At 59.7% G+C, this 19,213-nt stretch carries 16 protein-coding genes and 1 pseudogene; 4 read left to right on the forward strand and 13 right to left on the reverse strand.

Going from position 1 to position 19,213, the window contains the following annotated elements; genetic code table 11:
• Positions 1-49: 49 nt before the first annotated feature.
• Complete coding sequence (locus tag EB230_RS29255) at positions 50-313, forward strand: hypothetical protein (RefSeq protein ID WP_172370967.1); 264 nt, start codon at positions 50-52, stop codon at positions 311-313.
• Positions 307-616: pseudogene (locus EB230_RS29260) on the forward strand (integrase); the annotation flags it as partial. The gene EB230_RS29255 and the pseudogene EB230_RS29260, both read left to right, overlap by 7 nt.
• A gap of 109 nt (positions 617-725) precedes the next feature.
• Here EB230_RS29260 and EB230_RS29265 read toward each other — a convergent pair.
• From EB230_RS29265 to EB230_RS29305, 9 genes are all read right to left on the reverse strand, one after another.
• Positions 726-1,580 (reverse strand): hydroxymethylglutaryl-CoA lyase, encoded by an 855-nt coding sequence (locus EB230_RS29265; RefSeq protein ID WP_172374449.1) that lies wholly within the window; start codon positions 1,578-1,580, stop codon positions 726-728.
• Positions 1,580-3,082 carry a sugar ABC transporter ATP-binding protein gene (locus EB230_RS29270; RefSeq protein WP_172374450.1) on the reverse strand — a complete coding sequence of 501 codons (1,503 nt, stop codon included), beginning with the start codon at positions 3,080-3,082 and terminating at the stop codon, positions 1,580-1,582. Before EB230_RS29270 ends, EB230_RS29265 begins: the two co-directional genes overlap by 1 nt.
• Positions 3,079-4,221: a strictosidine synthase gene (locus EB230_RS29275; protein WP_172374451.1), complete on the reverse strand. Its 1,143-nt coding sequence runs from the start codon at positions 4,219-4,221 to the stop codon at positions 3,079-3,081. The genes EB230_RS29270 and EB230_RS29275 overlap by 4 nt, the downstream gene beginning before the upstream one ends.
• A complete protein-coding gene (locus tag EB230_RS29280) occupies positions 4,218-6,332 on the reverse strand; it encodes an SMP-30/gluconolactonase/LRE family protein (protein ID WP_172374452.1) in 2,115 nt (704 codons plus the stop codon). The genes EB230_RS29275 and EB230_RS29280 overlap by 4 nt, the downstream gene beginning before the upstream one ends.
• 68 nt (positions 6,333-6,400) lie before the next feature.
• Positions 6,401-7,405 carry a sugar ABC transporter substrate-binding protein gene (locus EB230_RS29285; protein WP_056566257.1) on the reverse strand — a complete coding sequence of 335 codons (1,005 nt, stop codon included), beginning with the start codon at positions 7,403-7,405 and terminating at the stop codon, positions 6,401-6,403.
• A gap of 32 nt (positions 7,406-7,437) precedes the next feature.
• The gene (locus tag EB230_RS29290; protein ID WP_196772402.1) at positions 7,438-8,400 is read right to left on the reverse strand and encodes an ABC transporter permease; all 963 of its coding nucleotides are present in this window, start codon (positions 8,398-8,400) and stop codon (positions 7,438-7,440) included.
• Positions 8,401-8,462: 62 nt separating this feature from the next.
• A complete protein-coding gene (locus EB230_RS29295) occupies positions 8,463-9,215 on the reverse strand; it encodes an enoyl-CoA hydratase/isomerase family protein (RefSeq protein WP_172374453.1) in 753 nt (250 codons plus the stop codon).
• Positions 9,216-10,565 (reverse strand): CoA transferase, encoded by a 1,350-nt coding sequence (locus tag EB230_RS29300; RefSeq protein ID WP_081295166.1) that lies wholly within the window; start codon positions 10,563-10,565, stop codon positions 9,216-9,218. It abuts the gene before it with no gap.
• A 17-nt stretch (positions 10,566-10,582) separates the two neighbouring features.
• Entirely contained in the window at positions 10,583-11,902 is a 1,320-nt protein-coding gene (locus EB230_RS29305; protein ID WP_081295165.1) for a hydroxymethylglutaryl-CoA reductase, degradative, read from the reverse strand.
• A 118-nt stretch (positions 11,903-12,020) separates the two neighbouring features.
• On the opposite strand from EB230_RS29305, the gene EB230_RS29310 reads away from it, so the two are divergent.
• Positions 12,021-13,418, forward strand: coding sequence for a PLP-dependent aminotransferase family protein (locus EB230_RS29310; RefSeq protein WP_056566251.1), 1,398 nt, complete (start codon positions 12,021-12,023; stop codon positions 13,416-13,418).
• Positions 13,419-13,567: 149 nt separating this feature from the next.
• Here the strand turns inward: EB230_RS29310 and EB230_RS29315 are convergent, their stop codons facing one another.
• A complete protein-coding gene (locus tag EB230_RS29315; protein WP_172374454.1) occupies positions 13,568-13,807 on the reverse strand; it encodes a hypothetical protein in 240 nt (79 codons plus the stop codon).
• A gap of 220 nt (positions 13,808-14,027) precedes the next feature.
• Between EB230_RS29315 and EB230_RS29320 the strand changes: the two genes are divergently transcribed.
• Positions 14,028-15,089, forward strand: a complete 1,062-nt coding sequence (locus tag EB230_RS29320) for an aromatic ring-hydroxylating dioxygenase subunit alpha (RefSeq protein WP_081295164.1) — start codon at positions 14,028-14,030, stop codon at positions 15,087-15,089.
• Between the two features lie 591 nt (positions 15,090-15,680).
• On the opposite strand, the gene EB230_RS29325 is transcribed toward EB230_RS29320, so the two are convergent.
• Genes EB230_RS29325 through gabT form a run of 3 tightly spaced genes read right to left on the reverse strand, consistent with a single transcriptional unit; the run spans position 15,681 to position 19,178 of the window.
• Positions 15,681-16,370 carry an SDR family NAD(P)-dependent oxidoreductase gene (locus tag EB230_RS29325; protein ID WP_056566245.1) on the reverse strand — a complete coding sequence of 230 codons (690 nt, stop codon included), beginning with the start codon at positions 16,368-16,370 and terminating at the stop codon, positions 15,681-15,683.
• Positions 16,371-16,422: 52 nt separating this feature from the next.
• The gene (locus tag EB230_RS29330; protein ID WP_172374455.1) at positions 16,423-17,877 is read right to left on the reverse strand and encodes an NAD-dependent succinate-semialdehyde dehydrogenase; all 1,455 of its coding nucleotides are present in this window, start codon (positions 17,875-17,877) and stop codon (positions 16,423-16,425) included.
• The gene (gabT, locus tag EB230_RS29335; RefSeq protein WP_172374456.1) at positions 17,874-19,178 is read right to left on the reverse strand and encodes a 4-aminobutyrate--2-oxoglutarate transaminase; all 1,305 of its coding nucleotides are present in this window, start codon (positions 19,176-19,178) and stop codon (positions 17,874-17,876) included. The genes EB230_RS29330 and gabT overlap by 4 nt, the downstream gene beginning before the upstream one ends.
• Between the last annotated feature and the right edge of the window lie 35 nt (positions 19,179-19,213).

Raw genomic sequence — 19,213 nt, forward strand, 5'->3', positions numbered from 1 at the left:
GTTAAGACGTTTGAAATGAAGCAGCCAACCCTGTGGCCTCGACTTGAAGATGTCCGCTTTTGGCGGCCTTGGAGGGACGATCGGCGGCCGGTGCGCCCGCTCCTATACGTCGTATGTTCTCGAGGCCAGGCATCTGCTGGTGGGCATACGCAAGCTGGTCTATGTCGCACTACGCCAAGACTGGATCGAAATCGACCCCACAGCGGCGGTCGAATGGCGGCCCGCCTATTCCGGCTGGAAAGCGTGGTCGCGCGAAGCGATGACGCAATTCGAAAACCGTTGGCCGCTAGGCACCGCGGCACGCACTTGCTAGGGCTTGCACTTTGGCTTGGCAACCGTCGCGGCGACGTCGCGGGTCTGCGTTGGGACCAGAGGGGTCACCGGATGCGGCCGATAGGCGCGGCGAGACTGTCCTGGTCAACGGCAATGGCGAGGCGTTCTCCGCCAAGTCGCTGACGGGGATGGCGCATTGGTGCAAGCTCGCCGCCCTCCCAAAAGGCCTGACGCCGCACGGACTGAGCAAATCGCTCGGGGTTTGTCTGGCCGAAGCAGAGGCCTTATGGACGTTCTCGGTCATGACGATATCGATCATGCCGAGCTCTATTCGCGCGAGGCATCCCCAGGTTCGGCTGGCGGTGCAGGATGGATCGAGTCGTGCGTCTGGTGGTGGGCCCGGAGGGGAAGTCATCTCGTCAACGAAAACAAACAGTTAGCGGGTGATTGCTCTACCTCAAGCTACGAGCAAATTCTTCAGCAAGTCGAAGTCCGTCGGGATCAACTCCCGTCGCGTAACCTTTTTGTGTTAGATGGGAGTTGATAACTCCGGTGCCAATGTTGCCTGCAGCACCTGGAGCATAAGGACAGCCCCCTAGGCCGCCCGCGGAACTATCGAACGTAGCAATGCCCCAATCCAACGCGACGTCCACATTCGCACGAGCTCGACCGGAAGTGTCATGGAAGTGGCAGGCTACCATCGGTGCTGGAACCCGGTCGAGCACGCGTTCCAGCATGAGACTTACGCGTTCCGGCAATCCCCGGCCGATCGTGTCCGCTACCGAGATCTCATGGCAACCCAGGTCCATCAGTTGCGAAGAAACCATTGCGGCTGCTTCGGGCGCGATTTCGCCCTCGTAAGGACAATCGACGGCACAAGACACGTAGCCGCGAACTGGAATGCCGTGCGACCTCGCGAGGCTTATCGCCGGCACGAATCGTTCCAGGCTTTCAGCTATGGTGCAGTTGATGTTTCTGGACGCGAAAGTTTCCGAGGCGCTGGTAAAGACGGCCAGTTCGTCAGCGCCCGCGGCAATCGCGGCGATGGCACCCTTGTCGTTGGGCACCAGCACGGAGCGTATCAAGCCTTTCCGCGCCGGCGCCCGTCGCATCACCGCGTCATGATCGGCCATCTGGGGCACCCATCTTGGCGAGACGAACGCGGTGACCTCGATACGAGAGAGACCGGCATCTGCCAGCAGACGGATGAGCTTCAGCTTGTCCTCGGTCGAGACGATATTTTTCTCGTTTTGCAGGCCGTCACGAGGGCCCACCTCGACAATCGTGACCTTGCGATCGCCGCTCATTAATGGACGGCCGCGTACATGATCGTTTCTTCCGTGGCAATCCGGCGGTCCATTTCCTCGACGATCTTGCCCTGGCGGGCAATGAGGATGCGGTCGGAAAGGCTTAGTATCTCCGGCAAGTAAGACGAGATTACCGCGACTGCGATCCCCTGGTCAGCAAGCTGGTTTATGAAGGTATGGATTTCGGCGATAGCGCCGACGTCGACGCCGCGCGTCGGCTCATCGAAGACCACAAGTCTAGGCTTCTGGACGAGCGCTTTGGCAATCACGACCTTCTGCTGATTGCCGCCGGACAGTTCGATGACTTTCGCGTCCGGGTCGATGGCCCTCACAGTGAGACGTTTACGCCATTCATCGGCAACGGATCGTGCTTGCTTCATGGACACGATGTTGAAGCCGCCAAAGGATTGTCCGCCGAGCTGGCCCATGTAGATGTTTTCGGCAATGCTCATCGTCTCAAAGAAGCCTTCCGCCTTTCGCTCTTCGGTCACATAGACAATGCCGTCGCGCACAGCCGGCGCGGGCACCAGATAGCGCTTGGACTGGCCATCGATCTTGACTTCTCCGCCATGAAAGAAATCACGTTTCAGAACCCCGGATACCACCTTCAGCGTCTCGGTCCGGCCGGAGCCGACCAGGCCGAAAATCCCGGTCACCTGCCCCGCATACAGCGAAAACGATGTGTTGCGCACCATATTGCCCATCGAGAGATTTTCCACCGAGAGCACTTTTGCGCCACGCGGCCTTGGAGCGCGCATGCGCGAGGCACCGCTGTAGATCTCATCTGTCAGCGTTCGACCGACCATGGCCTGAATGATCTTCTGCCGATCGAACGCGGCGGCCTTGTCCGAGGCCACCAGCCTGCCATCTCTCAGGATGGTAATCCGATCCGCAACCATGAGCGCCTCTTCAAGCGCATGCGAAATGAATATGATGGAGACCCCCTCGTCCTTCAGCTTCCTGATCAGCTTGAAGAAGTAGCTCTTTTCCTCCGGTGTGAGGGTCGCCGTCGGCTCATCGAAGATAATTACCTTTGCCTTGTGATGCACCGCTCGCGCGATCTCGACCATCTGCTTCTGTGCGGCGCCTAAAGAGCCTACGATGGCAGACGGATCAACGTGGAAGTTCAGGGACTGGAGGAATTGCTGAGCGGAAATATAAATGCCGCGAAGCCGGTTCAAAGGCTTCTCTTTTCCCAGATAAATGTTCTGAGCGACCGACATAGATGGAACCAGGCTGTTTTCCTGGTAGACCATGGCTATCCCTTTCGCGAGCCCCTCAGCGGGCGTTGCGAGCTTCTCCTCACGGCCGTTAATGAACATCTTGCCGCTGCTGAGCGGATAGACCCCGGCGATGATCTTCGTCAGTGTCGACTTCCCGGCGCCGTTCTCGCCGAGCAGCGCATGAATCTCGCCGGGTAGCAGCTGAAAGTCGACGTCCGAAAAAGCGGGATTGCCGCGAAAATCCTTTGTAGCGGCCTTGAGTTCGACAATCGGTGTCATGCCGCCGACCCCATGAGAACCGAGAGGTCGTCCGGCTCGGTCGGAGAGAGATGATCGAGCGCAAGGATTTCGCCGCGACCTTTGGAGGTGATAAACAGCCTGTCGCGGATTTCAACACAGGATGTGATGCCATGCCGGCGGCCATCGGCCCTGCTGTGGGCGCTCCAAATGGGCTGAAAGCTGTCATCGAGACGAAGCAGGAGGCCATATGAACGGCTCGGTGCCCAGGGTTTGTGGATGCCCAGTCGGATGACGCTACCCGCTTGCAGCGGTTCCTTGAAACTGCGTCCGCTCGAAAGCGTAGGTGCGATCCAATATTCCGGCGCAATGGTTTCCATCATTTCGCGCCTGTAGCGGTTTTCGCGCAGCACAAATTCCTGCAGCTGGGAGCGGACCGCAAACATCGTTAGCCAGTATCCATTCTGGCTGGCTGGCTGAATCCGTCCGGGATATGCCGGCAAATCCGCAAGCACCGTTGCGATGCTGCGGTCGACAACGTCCAGCGCCAAAAGGCGATGTTTCCAGGCTTCAGAAATGACCAGCTTGCCGTCCCTTGCTACGGTGATGCCCGAGGGAAATCCCAGGCCTCCTTTGATGAGGCTCGCGTTTCCGGCTCCCAGATCAATTCTCACGACGCTTCCGCTGCGGCCAAGATTCAAGAGGTCCCGGCTCCATTCGAGGGCCGAATGGGCGCTCGAACCATTGCAAACGACCAGCGTGTCCTCATCCAGGAAAACGGCTGCCGTTGGACAGTTGAGCTGCTGGCCGGACAGATTCGCGGCAAGTCGCTTGCCGTCATGCCGACCACCGACGATCGCGATACCAAGATTGTCCAAGCCCACGGCAAGGACCCCTTGCGGTGATGCGGATAGGAAGGTGATCTCGGTATCGTAAGTGCTCCGAATGGAGGTACTTCCGTTGTCGTGAAGTTCAACCAGCTGATTGCCAGACGTGAGCAGCATTTGCCCCCTCGCAATCGTCAGATTGTCCGCTCCATCTATCATCGAGATGCTGGCAATGCGCTCCAGGTAGTTGTTGGGCTTGAGCGCACCATCCATGACCGGAACCGTGATGGAATGATCGCCGCGCCCACCCATGAACTTGTCGAAGATACTGCCGATGCGACCAGACATGTTCATGCGTTTGCTCCCCAATAGGACGCTTGTGACGTCCAGGTTGGATCAGCGTCGGGCAGCTTGAGACGGCCTATCCGATCATTGTAGAGCCCGCCGAGATACAGATATCCCTTGTGCTCGCGCATCGACGTCACCATCGGGTGGTTCTTGCCTCCAAGGTCCCAATAGGATTCCACGATTTCGCCGTTCGGCTTGAATTTGAGCACGCACCCCGTGTTGATGTTCGGGAACAGCCATTCGTCGCGGGCGACACGCTTGGCCATGCGTTTGCGCAGCGACGGCATTCTCATCGCCAGGTCGAGAGCCGGCGATCGCATGCCGACAAGAGCCACCCAGAAACTTCCATCCGAGGCTCGATTGATGTTGTCGGGATACCCCGGAAGATTCGGGATCGTCGTTTCGCACGTGCCCTTCTTGGGACCGTCGAACCAGTATCGATTTACACGGCAGCCCCAGGTCTCGGCAAAGAAAAACGATTGTCCGTCGCCGGCCATGCAGACCCCATTTGGGAATTGCAAATTTCTGAGGATCGTTTTGGTCGAACGATCGCGTGGGTCAAAGCAGATCAGGCGGCCGTTGCCCCTGCTCTCCAGCGCATCTGTCGCCCAGTCGTGCATGTCGTAACGGATGGTTGCTTCAGAAAAAAAGATGCGGCCGTCCGGCGCGATGTCGAGGTCGTCGGCAAGCTTCAATCGGGAATCGTCGATCACCGACAGGACCGTCCGCTTGGTCTCGTCGGTCAGCTTCGTGACCTGTCGATCCGGCGAAACCTGATAGAGACCCATCCCCCCAATACAGACATTCAGGTTCTCGTTGGCATCAAAGGCCAGGCCAAGGGGATGGCCGCCAATATGAACGAATATCTCCCACTTGGTGTAGTCCGGCGCGAAGAAGCGAACGATGTCGCCGTGCCGATTTGGACAATAGAGATTGTCGTTCCGATCGAAAATAACGTCCTCCGGGCCTTCGATCTCGCCCTTGCCGATGAGCGAAACATCCTTCAGCCGATCGTTGAGTGCGTAGGGACTGTCAGATCCCGGGTCGGTCTCTGGAAGTGCCGGGAGACGGAAATACCCGGGTGACACATACACCTTGTTCAGAAGCTTGTGCCGGTTCTTCAGCCAACGGACGTCGATGGCCACCACGACGAGCAGAACAATTCCAAGGATCATGGAACTGATGCCGCCGCTGATACCGACGCGAACCATGCTGTCGGTCAGAATGAGCACGACCACCGCGCCCAGTACGGATTTCACCACCGACCCACGGCCACCGCCCAGACTGTTGCCTCCAAGGACGGCCGCGGTCAGCGCCGCGATTTCGAGGCCGACTCCGGTATCTGATCCGGCGCTGCCTAGGCGTGCCGCGAAGAACACGCCGGCCAACGACGCAAGCACGCTCGACCAGACATAGGTGGTGAAGATGGTGAACTTGACCCGCAGGCCGGCATTGTAGGCGGAACGACGGCTGCCGCCGACAGCCGTAATATGCCATCCGGCGCGCGCCCTGGTGAGAATGACGTGCCAGAGCCCTATGACGACGATGGCGACGAGGAACGAGAAGGGAATGCCAAGGACCTCGCCTTCTCCGATAAAGAACCAGAGATCGGACTCCGGGAAAACCGCCGATATCTGAACCGCGTAACGCAGGAGGATGATATCGACGATCGATCGAATGATGATGAGCGTGACCAGCGTTGTCAGGAATGCGCGGATCCGCAAATAGCCAATCAGGAAGCCATTGACCGCCCCGCACAGGGCGCCGACAGCCAAGGTCGCTATCACGGTGGCCCAGACCGGCCATTCCAGTAAGGTGATGCAAACAAGGGCCGTGATGTTGGCCAGGGCAAACACGCTGCCGACCGAGAGATCCAGGCCTCCCGCCAGCAGCACAACGCCCATGGCGACGACGACCAGCGAAAATTCCGACAGTTGGCGCGACGTCTCCGTTAGACTCGACAGCGTGAAGAAATGCGGATTCTGGAGAAGAAAAAAGCTGATCGTCATGATCGTCGCAAGCACGGGAACGGCGTTGTCGCTCCAGCGCTTGGTCAGCACTTCGCCAAGCACCTTTTCCGGAAAATAGCGAAAATAGAGGCGCTCGATCGCTTCCATCTTAAAATCCTAACTGCAGACATTGTCGGGAAGATCACCGCGTTTCCACGCGGTGACCCGATACAAAATTACTTTTTGAGCTGATCCAGATCCCAACAGCTGTTCGTCGACATCGTTTCCTTGCTGATGATCTTGTTTGGCGTGTACAGCGCGAACTTCACGGCGCCTGCCGCTTCTTTCGATTGCAGCAACACCTTGATCGCGTTGTTGAGATCGCGCCCCTGGCCTTCGACGTCGTAGGAAATGACCTCCTTGAACGTTCCGTTTTCCACGCCCTGGCATGCCGTCTTGTTGCCGCCGCCGGATGTGATGAGATAAATATCCTTGCCGGACTCCTGGATCGCGGCGCCGGTTCCGGCGTCCATCACATCCCAAAACCCGATGATGCCACACAGGTCTGGATTCTGCTGGATCACCGTCTGTGCGATACCGCGTGCCTTCGACTGATCCCAGTCGCCGGTCTGGCTGGAAACGATCTTGATGTCGTCATGACCCTTCAGCGTCTCGGAGATCGCATTGAGCTGATAGACGCTGGCCGCTGCTGTCGCCGGCCCCTGGATGATCGCGATCTTGCCGCTTTTGCCGCTCGCCTTGCCGCACTTCTCGATCATGCGATTGGCAGCATACTGGCCGATGCCATACCAGTCCGCCCCTACAAAGGCGTCCGTCTGGTAACTTGACTTCATGTTGACCTGGATCACCTTGATGCCCGAGTCCTCGGCCTTCTTCAGCGTGCGGGCGTAGGATGCAACGTCGAAATTCTGCACCACGATGACGTCGGGCTTCTCGGTGATTGCCTGGGTCAATGCACGCGTGCCGGTGTCCGTGCTCCAGTTGGCGTCGCGGATATCGAGGGTGTAGCCCAGCCGCTTCGCCTCCTTTTGCATGATCGCCGCCCACCCCTCCGGCAGATCGAAACTCATGGACATCGGCACGAAGACGACCTTCTTGCCGGCGAGTGAATCAAGCGTCGGCTGTCTCAATTCGTCGACCATGCCGTCCTGCGCATGGGCAGCTCCAAGTGAGAGAATGCCGGCCACCACCGCTGCCGCGGCATACTTTGCTATCATCATGTTGGTTTCCTCCCGTTGGATGATATTGAGCGTCAGATATCTCCCTGCTGCGACGTCTGTTCATCGCGAGGGTTGAGGAGTGCGTCCACGATCAAGGCGCCAAGCAGCACCGTGCTTTTGACCAGGTTCTGGACGGTGTAAGAGATGTCGAGGATCGTCATACCGTTGAGCAGGAGGCCGATCAGAATCGTGCCTACCAGCACGTTGCGGACCCCCCCTCGTCCACCAGTGAGACCAATGCCGCCCAGAATGACCACCAGCAGAACGTCGTAGATGAGTGTCGAATTGACCATCCTCATGTTCATGCTGGCGACGGAGGCCGCCGTCACGCAACCGGCCAGGAAGGCCATCACGCCCGAGAGCACGTATTGAAGAATGATGACCGGCCTGACGGGAATACCCGTGATCCGTGCGGTCGAGATATTGTCGCCGATAGCGTAGATGAACCGTCCGAATCCTGTCCTGCGAAGAAAGAAATAGAGGGCGGCGGCGCACACCGCGAAAAGCCAGATCGGGATCGGGATGCCTAGAAAGCTACCGCGCCCCAGAAACAGGAACCAGCTCAGATTGTCCGGCACATTGTTGACATCGAGCGTGGCGATCACGCCGCGCCCCAGTCCGTAAACGATCGCGGAAACAGCAAGCGTTGCGAAGATCGCGGGGATTTCGACATAGGCAATCAGAAAGCCCATGACGATCGCGACGACGATCACGAATGCAAGGCCGAGCACCAAGGCCGTTGAAAAGGCGTAGCCCTGGTTGGCGAGAACAATCGAGAACGTCAGCGACACGGCCATCACCGCGACCAGCGAAAGATCCACACCGCGGCCGATCACGACGACAGCCATGCCGAGGCTCAGCATCCCGAGCATGGCGACATTTCGGATCAGATTGAGGATGTTGTCCCGACTGAGAAAGTTGTCGAGCGTGATCGAGAAATAGGCGAAGAGAGCGATCGAGACCAGGAATACGATCAGTTCCTGCGTCACGCCTATGCGATGGCCGACGCCTTTGCCCGCGGCATTCGATGCCAGGTTTTGAGGGGTGCTGGACACGGTCACTTCCCCTTTCCGGCGAAAGCAGCAAGGCCACGCTTGGCATCGTCGCTCCTGAAAGTCCGCTGTCCCAGTATCGCTTCTTGGCGGAACGCCTCTGTCAGCGGCAGATCCTGCAATGTGAGTGCTGCTTCCTTGATCGTCTGGACGGCGGTTGGGCTCAGGCTTGCAATATGGTGCGCTGTTTCAAGAGCGACGCGCTCGACGTCCTGGCTGTCCACCGCCTGATTGACCACGCCTTTGGCGAGCATCTCGGCCGCCGTAAAACGCCTCGCGGTCAACATGATCTCCATCGCGTGAGCGTAACCGATCTGCCTGACGAGGCGCACCAGCGTCCCGCCGGCAGGCACAAAACCGAGCGTCGCTTCAGGCAGCTGGAAAATGGCGTCATGCGCCACAATCCGGATATCGGTCGCGAGCATGATCTCGAAGCCACCGCCAAAGCACATGCCCCGGATCGCGCTTATGATCGGCTTGAAGAACCCGGGAAACTTAATATGGGCCGGGTCCCAGGCAGAGATGTCGAAAGTATCCGCAGCAAGCGCCGGAATGGATTCTTTTAGATCGGCTCCGACACAGAAGGCGCGCTCGCCGCTGCCCGCCAGGACGACTACCCGAATGGCATCATCCTCCTTGGCGGCCTTGAAGACGCGGCCTAGATCCTCATACATGGCCAAGGTCAACGCATTGAGCTTCTCCGGTCGATTGATCCGGACAGTGGCGACGTAACCGTCTTGGGCAAGATCAATCGGCATCTAGATCACTCCCCCGGCCTTGAGCGCATGCAGTTCCTCTGGAGAAAGGCCTGCCAATTTCCCAAGGATCAGTTCATTGTGCTCTCCCGGCGCGGGCGCCGATTGGGGCGCGGCCTCAACCGCTCCCGAAAGCTTTATCGGCAGCCCAAACATGCCGATAAGTTTGCCGGCAATCGGAACTTTGACGATCATGTTCCGCGCGGCGATGTGCGGATCCTCGACGACTTCCGCAATGGTCTTGATCGCGCTCAGCGGGATCTTGTCGCCCGCAATTTCCTCCAGTTCGGCCTTGGTGTAGCGGCTGAACCAGCGGTTAAGCAGCGGATTGACCTTCGTCTCCGCCACTCTTGGATCGAAGCGCTTCTCCATCGTGTCGATCGCAGGGTCGCACGCCTTGTCCGGCTCGCCGAACAGAGCGCATGTGATGGCCCAGAACTTGTCCGTGTAGCCGCCGAAGAACACGTAACCATCCTTGCAGGGGAACTGGCCGTAGGGGCGCACGAAGGGATGTTCATTGCCCAGTGGTGACGCGATCTCGTTCTTCGCCGTGTAGCGGACAACGGCATTTTCCGTTAGCGTAAGCACAGAGTCCTGCTGTGAGACGTCAACCACCTGTCCGAGGCCGCTTTTTTCCGCCTCGCGCAGGGCGGCAAGAGTGCCTATGGCAGCATACAAGGACGCCGCGAGGTCGCCGATAATGGTGCCCACGCGAACCGGAGGCCGGTCCGCGTAGCCGTTCATCGACCACAACCCGCCTGAAGCCTGCCCGGTGTTGTCATAGGCAGGCTTTGACGCGTTTGGGCCGTTGCGACCATAACCGCTGATCGCGGTATAGATCAGCTTGCGGTTTTCGGCTTTGAGCACCTCGTATCCGAGATCCAGCTTGTCCATGGTTCCCGGTCGAAAATTCTCGACCAGGACGTCGGCTCGGCGTACGAGCTTTTTTAAAAGCGCCTTACCTTCAGCGGATTTGAGATTGATCGTAATTCCGAGCTTGTTGCGGTTGAACTGCGAAAAAAATGCGCTGAGTTCCTCTCTCTCTTCGCCGACGAAAGGCGGGAAGCCACGCGCGTAGTCCGGCTCGTCCGGATGCTCTACCTTGATCACGGTCGCACCAAGGTCAGCCAGCAACATCGAGCAGAACGGGCCGGCGACGACACGTGTGATGTCGAGAACAGTCAACCCGCTCAGGGGGCCCGTCCGTGTTGGAATCGCGTCATTCTGAAGTGTTTCGGTCACGTCATTCTCCCGGAAAACAGGCCTGGGAGATATCTGCCCGGATTTTTGGATCGCGCAATGAACATTGCCGGTCGCCGCATCGCCGACCGACCGCAAATGATTTTTCAGCATCGCGGTATCGCACGATCTCAGACCTTTTCCGCCCTGATCAGCTCAAGTACATCCTTGGCGCGATCGACGCGCACGTCATCATTCGCTGACAGCGTCGACGCCACTCTGTCGATCTCATCACCGGTTGCGCCGGCCACAATTGCGATGTTGCGGGCGTGCAGCGCCATATGGCCTCGCTGGATGCCCTCGGTGGCCAATGCACGCAACGCTCCCATGTTCTGCGAGAGCCCAACTGCCACCGCCACCTCGGCAAGTTCCTGAGCACTCTCGACGCCCAGGACCTTGAGGGCGGCACGGGCTGCCGGATGGGTCTTTGTAGCACCACCCACAAGGCCCAGAGCCATGGGCATTTCCAGAGTACCGACAAGATGGCCTTTGGCATCGATTTCCCATGTCGACAGCGAGGTGTAGCGGCCTGAGCGCGAAGCCCATACATGCGCGCCCGCTTCTATGGCGCGCCAGTCATTGCCAGTGGCGACCACAATGGGGTCGATGCCGTTCATGATGCCCTTGTTGTGGGTGGCGGCGCGGTAGGGGTCGACGATCGCAAGGGCACATGCTTCGACAATGCCGCGGGCGATACGATCACCCTTGTACTCGTCGGTCTGCAGCGTTTCGGGGGCGACCGTTACCATTGCGCGGGCGATGCGAAGATCGGCAAAGTTTGACAGAATGCGCAGCCGCACCACGCCGCCGCTTATCGCTTCAATCATCGGCGCGACGGCTTCAGCCATCGTATTGACGGTGTTTGCGCCCATGGCATCACGCACATCGACGATCAGATGAACGACAACCATGGGGCCGGCAGCCGTCTGATCAAACACATGTACTTCGATATCGCGGCACCCTCCGCCAAGCGATATCAGGACCTTGTCCTTGACATTTGCAGCGGCAATGATCGCCTCTCGTTCCCTCAGGATGCGGGCCCGCGCGCCGTGCGGGTCGCGCACTTCAAGAACTTGCACCTGTGCCCGCATGATCGGTCCGGTGCTCGAGGTGAAGAAGCCACCACTCTTGCGGGCAAGACGGGCCATGTACGACGCTGCTGCCACGACCGATGGCTCTTCGACGGCCATCGGAATCAGGTAATCTCGGCCATTGATTGTAAAATTTGTGGCCACGCCGATCGGCAGCTCAAATGTCCCAATGACGTTCTCGATCATGCCATCGGCCAGCGCAATCGGGAGGCCGCCGCCTGCAAAAACGCTGCGTTCGGTATCGGTGAGCGACATCACATCGCCCACCCGGCCAAGTCTCTCAGCTGGTGAGAGATTCCGCAGGTTCTCGATGCGCGAATTTATGGCGGAACGCGTTCTGCCGTTTTCTGTATCGGTCACAGGCGCCTCCCACGCGATGTGTAATTTTTCTTCTTGAAACAAGCATGATCATTGTTACCATCTCTCGAAAGGTACAGATTGCAGAATTTGTCTGAATCTGTACCCATAGGAGGCGACGTTGAGGGCGACAAATCCAAGCGGCAAATCCGGTGAAACTCTTGCGGAGAATGTCGCAGCGCGGCTGGTCCAGGACATTGCGTCGGGCAACCGGGCGCCAGGAAGCAAGCTCCCTTCGATCAGGAATGCGGCCCGCGAATACGGCGTGTCGAAGAACACCATTGTCGAGGCTTACGAAAGATTGGCCGCATCCGGTCATGTGACGCCGAAGGCACGGTCCGGATTCACGGTCAGCAAGACTGCGCAAACGAACGGAACGAGGCCAAAGCACGTATCGGAAGCCGTCGACATCGCTTCGCTTCTCAATGCGCAATTGGAGGAGAGTTTCGAGATTCGAGTTGGTGACGGCCGCCCGCCCCCGGCATGGACCGAGGAGTCCGAGATAAGGCGTCATCTTGGGTTGTTCGGTCGAGGCCCTTCCCCGGGGGCGGACGCCTACGGGTCCGCCTGGGGCTTTCCTCCTCTGCGGCAGCAGATTGCGCGACGCCTGGTGAACCAACACATTCAAGCCACTGAAAAGGAAATCCTGCTCACGTTCGGTGCCAATCATGCGCTCGATCTTGTCGTTCGGGCGTTCCTGGCACCTGGCGACGTCGTGCTCGTTGATGAGCCCGGATATTACCCTCTCTTTGCCAAGCTCAAATTGGCGCAGGTCCGAGTCATTGGCGTCCGGCGCCTGCCTGACGGACCAGATATCGAAGACTTTGCAGAGAAGGTTTCGGTGGAACGGCCGAAACTGTTCTTCACGCAGTCAATCGGCCACAACCCAACCGGCGGCTCCATCAGTCTGTCTGTCGCGCACTCTATTCTCACGGTTGCGGCGAAGCACAACGTAACCATCATCGAGGATGATCCTTTTGCGGATCTCTCCCTCGTTCCTCCCAATCGGCTTGCAACGCTCGACCAACTCAACCACGTGATTTCGATCGGCACCTTTTCCAAGACCCTGTCCGCGAGCTTGAGGTCAGGCCATATCGCAGGCCGCGCCGACAAGGTCGCCGCACTTGCAGAACTCAAGATGCTGACAACAGTGAACAGTTCTGGCCACGTAGAACGGCTCCTTCACCGCCTGACATCGGAAGGCCACTATGATCGCCACCTCAAGCGCCTTGCCCAACGCATCGAGACGGCAGCAACTCGCGTGCATTCAGCGCTCAGCCGGAATGGTTATTCGATCTTCGCCGGCAATGGCGGTGGCTACTACCTCTATCTCATGCTGCCCGGAGGCATCGACGACATAGAACTCGCCCGACTGGGCGCCAAGGAAAGCATTTTCATAGCGCCTGGAAGCGTCTTTTGCGTCGACAAACAGAGTCCAATGGCCGCCGGGATCCGCATAAATGTGTCACGGGCGGATGACGAAAGATTTTTCGACTTTTTGCTGCGAAAACTCTCCTAGTCTTGGGCATCGGCACAACAGGTGCCCGGCGCCCACATGGCATTGGTGCCGCCACGAATGGACCGATGACGCCATCGACCGCCGCGCGGAAAGGCTCCGCACAGTCATGTACGAAGCGCGTCCGCGACTTGGCGCGGATTTGTAATTGGTTAAGGCACGGCATTCTGGCTGCGAAGCAAATCCTCGATGGCCTTCGACTTGATCAGTTTGCTGAAGTGATGGCCCTGTATTTCGTCGCAATGGCTGTCGTGCAGGAGGGCAAGCTGCTCGTCCGTCTCGACGCCTTCGTCATCCTGATAGGCTTCGGGTATGCCGCTCAAAGCATCAAGAGTCTTGCGGCCGATCAGTGTGCGATGCGGCTGCGTGCTCTTCTGCGCCAGCCATTCCATGAATTCCGGCCCAGTATACCCGTAATAGGCAAAGCGATTTCTCGCCCCGCGCCGAGCCATCGATGGACAGCATGATTTCAGTGTCGGAGATGAACCGCAACTCCAGCAAATCTGCGTTGAGCAAAATTGCACGCTGGCTTACAGGCCGTGCGCAGCAGAGCCAGTTCCCTTGCGATGTCGCCCCGCTTACGACAGGATTGCCGCAACTGGAGGTTAGCCTATGACGCCAGATACCTTGCGACCCGACCACCCGCCACTCGACACTCCGCCCGTGCAATACCTGAACTTGGACCCGTCGCTCTATGTCCGCGATGATATCTGGCAGCAGGAGCGGTGCAATATCTTCGCGCACACCTGGCAGTTCATGGGGCCTGTCGCCTCGGTCGCGACATCAGGTCAATACCTTGCCATCGACATCGCCGGCACGCCGATCTTCGCCATCCGGGGCCGGGACGGGACCTTGCGCGGATTTAAGAACGTCTGCCGCCACCGGGGTGCGAAACTTCTGGCCGATGGCACGGGCAAATGTGGGTTGATCGTTTGTCCCTATCACAAATGGTCCTTTGCCGACACCGGACGGCTGGTGCAGGCCCCATGGTATGGCAAGGATCCCGCGATCATCGCCGAAGACTGGCCGCTGGAGACGGTGCAGTTGTCCGAATGGCGCGGGCTGCTCTTCGCGGCACTCGACCCGAAGGAAAGTCTTCTGGATCAACTTGGCTCTCTGCCCGCCGAACTGGCGGACGAGCCGTTGGAGACCTATGCCGCCACCGATCAGGCCACTGTCAGCTTTGCGGCGAACTGGAAGATCTACACCGACAATTTCGTCGAAGGCTACCACATCCCTGGCACGCATCCCTCGTTCTACGCTGCCATCGACTTCGAAGCTTTCCAGACCACCGCCCATCCCGGCTATGTCCGGATGACCGCACCGCCGAAAGACGGTCTGTTCTATCGCGGCAAATGGCTTTGGATGTGGCCGAACTGGACGCTGTCGCTTTTCGATGGCGGCATGAACGTTAGCCGGATCAATCCGACCTCACCGCATCACACAGACCAGCATTACCATTTCTTCTTTGCCGATATCGCTGCTGAAGCATCCGAGAGCAGGGCGAAATCAGTGCAAGGCACTCTGGCCGTGGTACGCGAGGACTACACCATCTGCGCCGATACGCATCGCAACTATGCCGCAGGGGCCTATAGCTCCGGCCCGCTCTCGGGGCGGCATGAGCGGGGCGTGCAGTATTTCCAGGAACGGGTCGCCGCGGCACTGGGACTGTGACAGCCCCTGGCGTTCCCTGTCCGCCGGAGAGTGCTCCGGCTCGGGGCCGGCACGAGCCCCCGGTGCCAGTCGAGAGTATCGGGCGGCCACGGTAAGACGAGTTACGAGCGTCGCGGCAATCGGAGCTCGCTCAAAGTGGAGAGCAGATCGGCGAACGCGGCTTTGACGACCAAGTTTAGCGCGCGCTGTCCGTACATTTTAGGATCAGTCCGAAAAATGATGCCCATCGAGCGGAAAAGCCCGCGGGCCGATCGCTGAGCTTCGGAAGGTGTAATCAATAGTTTTACGAAAAACCTGAAGTTTCGCCATTAGCTAATCGGTCAGCGTTTTCGTGGAATACGTCTGCTTTACGGCAAGATCCAAGACAAGCTGAATGACCGAAACGCGGCGCTAAGCTGGCCGTGCCTGGATCTGGCAAAGTCGGGCCGTTACCCGATCGACCGCTAGACTAGCCGGAAAGAAACGGCCTGGTATGGCCCGGCGAAGCTTTTAGCGATGAGAGCCAGCAGCGCGAGCACGATGATCGGCAAGGCCGAGCGACGCACTGTGGACAGAAACAACTGCGCGCGACGTCACTCCCTCTGCGCAGCGCTACCAAGCAAGAGGTTGGTTGCGGAAATCGACGAAATGAATGCCACCAGCGCCCGAACGGGCGATCAGTGTCTCGGCAATGCCGGCGGCGCTCGTCTCTATGTCGAGCGGTGCCCCATTGCCACCCATGTCCGTGCGTACCCATCCCGGCGACATGGCGATATAGGTTCGCCCGTCTCCTTTGCGGATCGCGAAACTTTTCATCATCTGATTGAGGGCCGCCTTGCTGGCGCGATAGATCTCCCATCCGCCGCCGGCATTGTCGTTGATGCTGCCCATGCCCGAAGACATCGCTGCGACAACGCCTTCGGGATCGACCAGATCGTGGAGCACTCCAATGACGCGCAGGGGAGAAAGCGCGTTCGTGACCATGACGTCCACGAAGTCCTGCGTCGGGACGATTTCCACGGCGATGGAAGGGTCGATGGCAACGCCCGCATTGACGAACAAAACGTCGAGCGCGCGCCCCGTGAGCGTCTTGCGAAGGGCCGTTATGTCTTCTGGTCTGTTGATGTCCATGTGCGCTATGGAAACCAGCCCATCGCCGGCAACGGTTTCCAGGGCGCCGTGGCCATGCGCGCTGCGTACGGTCGCGATCACTTCCCATCCGCGTGACACGAAGGCACGAACGAGCCCGAGACCCAGCCCTCGCGAGGCCCCGACGACGAGAGCGACTTTTCGATCTGGCATCCTAGTCCCTTTCTGGCCCTGCTCCTGTCTGGCGAATAATAAGCGCCATGCCTCACCCCACCTTCAGTCCGCCGAAGCAGGCATATTTCAGCTCCACATATTCCTCGATGCCGTACTTGGAGCCTTCGCGGCCGAAACCGCTTTCCTTGATGCCACCGAAAGGGGCAAGCTCGGTGGAGATCAGGCCTTCGTTGATGCCGACCATGCCGAACTCCAACTCTTCGAGGACGTGCCAGATGCGGTTGACGTGACGGGCGTAAAAATAGGCCATCAGGCCGTAGCGCGTGTCGTTGGCGAGGCGGATGACTTCCGCTTCGTCCTTGAAGCGAAAGACCGGAGCGATCGGACCGAAGGCTTCTTCCCGAGCCAGCCGCATCGGCGCCTGCATTCCGCTCAGCACCGTCGGTTCGAACCAGGTACCGCCGAGCGCATGCGGCTTGCCGCCAGTCTCGATGCGCGCTCCGCGATCCACGGCGTCGCCGACAAGCTCCGCCACTTTCGCCACGGCTTTCGCGTTGATGAGCGGCCCCTGCACCACCTCCGGCGCGGCGCCGTCACCGACTTTCAGGCTAGCAACCTGCTCGGTCAGCTTTGCCACGAAGGCAGCGTGGATGCCGTCCTGCACATAAATGCGGTTGGTGCAGACGCAGGTCTGGCCGGAATTGCGGAATTTCGAGGCGATAACACCAGCGACGGCGAGATCGAGGTCGGCGTCGTCGAAGACAATGAACGGTGCATTGCCGCCGAGTTCCAGCGACAGTTTCTTGAGCGTATCGGCGCACTGCCGCATCAGGAGCTTGCCGACTGCTGTCGAGCCGGTGAAGGAGAGTTTTCGGATGACCGGATGCTCGCAGAGCAGGCGCCCGATGCCGGCGGCGTCCTTCGACGGCACGATGTTGAGCACGCCGGCCGGAATGCCGGCCTGCCGGGCAAGCTCGGCCATTGCGAGCGCCGTCAGCGGCGTTTCCTCCGAGGGTTTGACGACCATGGTGCAGCCGGCGGCGAGTGCGGCCGCCGCCTTGCGGGTGATCATCGCCAGCGGGAAATTCCAGGGCGTGATGGCAGCACAAACGCCGATCGGCTGTTTCAACACGATGAAACGCCGGTCACGACCGGCCGACGGGATGACGTCGCCATAGACGCGTTTGGCTTCTTCCGAGAACCAGTCGACGAAGGAGGCGCCGAAGGCGACCTCGCCGCGTGCCTCGTAGAGGGGCTTGCCCTGCTCGGTCGTGATCATCTGGGCAAGGTCCTCGGTATGGGCGGTGATCAGGTCGAACCAGGCGCGCAGTAGCTTGGCCCGTTCCTTGGCCGGGCGCTGGCGCCAGTCCACGAGCGCGCGCTCGGCCGCCAGGATCGCCCGCTCGACGTCGGCGGCCGCAAGATCGGCGACGCGCGCGATAATCGTGCCAGTCGCCGGATTGCGAACCTCGAAGGTCGCGCCTGTGTCCGCCCCGGCCCAGGCGCCATCGATGAAGGCCTGGTCGTGAAGCAGCGCGAGTGTCATTGTCCGCTCTCCACCTTTTCCAGCGCTGCCCGCAGGCTGTCCTTGAGGATGGCGATGCCTTCGTCGAGATGGTCGAAGGGAATGGTCAGCGGCGTCAGCACACGCACGACATTGCCGTGCACGCCGCAGGAGAGCAGCAGCAGGCCCTTTTCGGCAGCGGTGTGCGTGATGGCTTTCACCAGTTCAGGCCAAGGCTGGCGCGTCTCGCGGTCACGCACGAATTCGATCGCCACCATGGCGCCAAGGCCGCGCACCTCGCCGATGCAGGAAAACTCGTTGCCCTCCTGCCAACCCTCGAAGACCGCCTTCAGCCGTCTGCCGACCTCGTTGGCGCGGTCAATCAGCTTCTCGTCCTCGATGATCTCCAGCACGGCGATCGACGCCGCGCATGATAGCGGATTGCCGGCAAAGGTGGAGCCGACGCCGCCCATCGGAATCTTGTCCATGATATCGGCGCGGCCGGTGACGGCAGCGATCGGGAAGCCGCCGCCAAGGCCCTTGGCCATGACGACGATATCGGCGGCAACGCCGGCATGCTCCATCGCGAACATTTTTCCCGTGCGGGCGAAGCCCGTCTGGATCTCGTCGGCGATCAGCAGGATGCCGTGCCTGTCGCAGATCTCGCGCAGCGTGCGCAGGAAGGTGACCGGCGCCGGGTAGAAACCGCCCTCGCCCTGCACCGGCTCGACGAAAATGCCCGCGACGCGCGTCGGGTCGACCTCGGAGCGGAAGAAGCGGTCGAGCGCGGTCAGGGATTCCTGCTCGGAAATGCCGTGATAGGGGATCGGAAACGGCAGGTGGAAGACATCCGGTACCAGCGGACCGAAGCCGGCCTTGTAAGGATTGGTCTTGCCGGTCAGCGTCATCGCCATCAGCGTGCGGCCATGGAAAGCCCCGGAGAAGGCGACGAATGCCGAGCGACCGGTCGCGACGCGGGCAATCTTGGCGGCGTTTTCCACGGCCTCGGCGCCGGTGGAGACGAGAAAAGTCTTCTTCGGGAAGTCACCCGGCACCAGGTCGTTCAGCTTCTCGCAGACCGCGACATAGTCGATATAGGGTGTGGTCTGGAACGAGGTGTGCGTGACCTTGTCGAGCTGGTTGCGCACGCGCTCGACCACCTTCGGATGGCGATGGCCGGTGTTGTTGACGGCGATGCCGGCGGCAAAATCGATGTAGCGCTTGCCTTCGACGTCCCAAAGTTCGGCGTTCTCCGCCTTCTCGATATAGACGTCGAGATGTTTCGACAGGCCAGCCGGAATGGCGGCAGCGCGCCGCGCCGTGAAGGCAGCGTTCGTGGACATGGGTATCTCCTTGGACAGTTTGTTATGGTGCGGCG

The organism is Mesorhizobium sp. NZP2234 (genome assembly GCF_013170765.1).
Taxonomy (GTDB): Bacteria; Pseudomonadota; Alphaproteobacteria; order Rhizobiales; family Rhizobiaceae; genus Mesorhizobium; species Mesorhizobium loti_D.

Bases quoted from the DNA above. Each gene is read 5' to 3' on its own strand.
- EB230_RS29255 (WP_172370967.1), top strand. From the start codon at position 50: ATGTCCGCTTTTGGCGGCCTTGGAGGGACGATCGGCGGCCGGTGCGCC.
- EB230_RS29265 (WP_172374449.1), bottom strand. From the start codon at position 1,580: ATGAGCGGCGATCGCAAGGTCACGATTGTCGAGGTGGGCCCTCGTGAC.
- EB230_RS29270 (WP_172374450.1), bottom strand. From the start codon at position 3,082: ATGACACCGATTGTCGAACTCAAGGCCGCTACAAAGGATTTTCGCGGC.
- EB230_RS29275 (WP_172374451.1), bottom strand. From the start codon at position 4,221: ATGAACATGTCTGGTCGCATCGGCAGTATCTTCGACAAGTTCATGGGT.
- EB230_RS29280 (WP_172374452.1), bottom strand. From the start codon at position 6,332: ATGGAAGCGATCGAGCGCCTCTATTTTCGCTATTTTCCGGAAAAGGTG.
- EB230_RS29285 (WP_056566257.1), bottom strand. From the start codon at position 7,405: ATGATGATAGCAAAGTATGCCGCGGCAGCGGTGGTGGCCGGCATTCTC.
- EB230_RS29295 (WP_172374453.1), bottom strand. From the start codon at position 9,215: ATGCCGATTGATCTTGCCCAAGACGGTTACGTCGCCACTGTCCGGATC.
- EB230_RS29300 (WP_081295166.1), bottom strand. From the start codon at position 10,565: ATGCTGAAAAATCATTTGCGGTCGGTCGGCGATGCGGCGACCGGCAAT.
- EB230_RS29315 (WP_172374454.1), bottom strand. From the start codon at position 13,807: ATGGAATGGCTGGCGCAGAAGAGCACGCAGCCGCATCGCACACTGATC.
- EB230_RS29320 (WP_081295164.1), top strand. From the start codon at position 14,028: ATGACGCCAGATACCTTGCGACCCGACCACCCGCCACTCGACACTCCG.
- EB230_RS29325 (WP_056566245.1), bottom strand. From the start codon at position 16,370: ATGCCAGATCGAAAAGTCGCTCTCGTCGTCGGGGCCTCGCGAGGGCTG.
- EB230_RS29330 (WP_172374455.1), bottom strand. From the start codon at position 17,877: ATGACACTCGCGCTGCTTCACGACCAGGCCTTCATCGATGGCGCCTGG.
- gabT (WP_172374456.1), bottom strand. From the start codon at position 19,178: ATGTCCACGAACGCTGCCTTCACGGCGCGGCGCGCTGCCGCCATTCCG.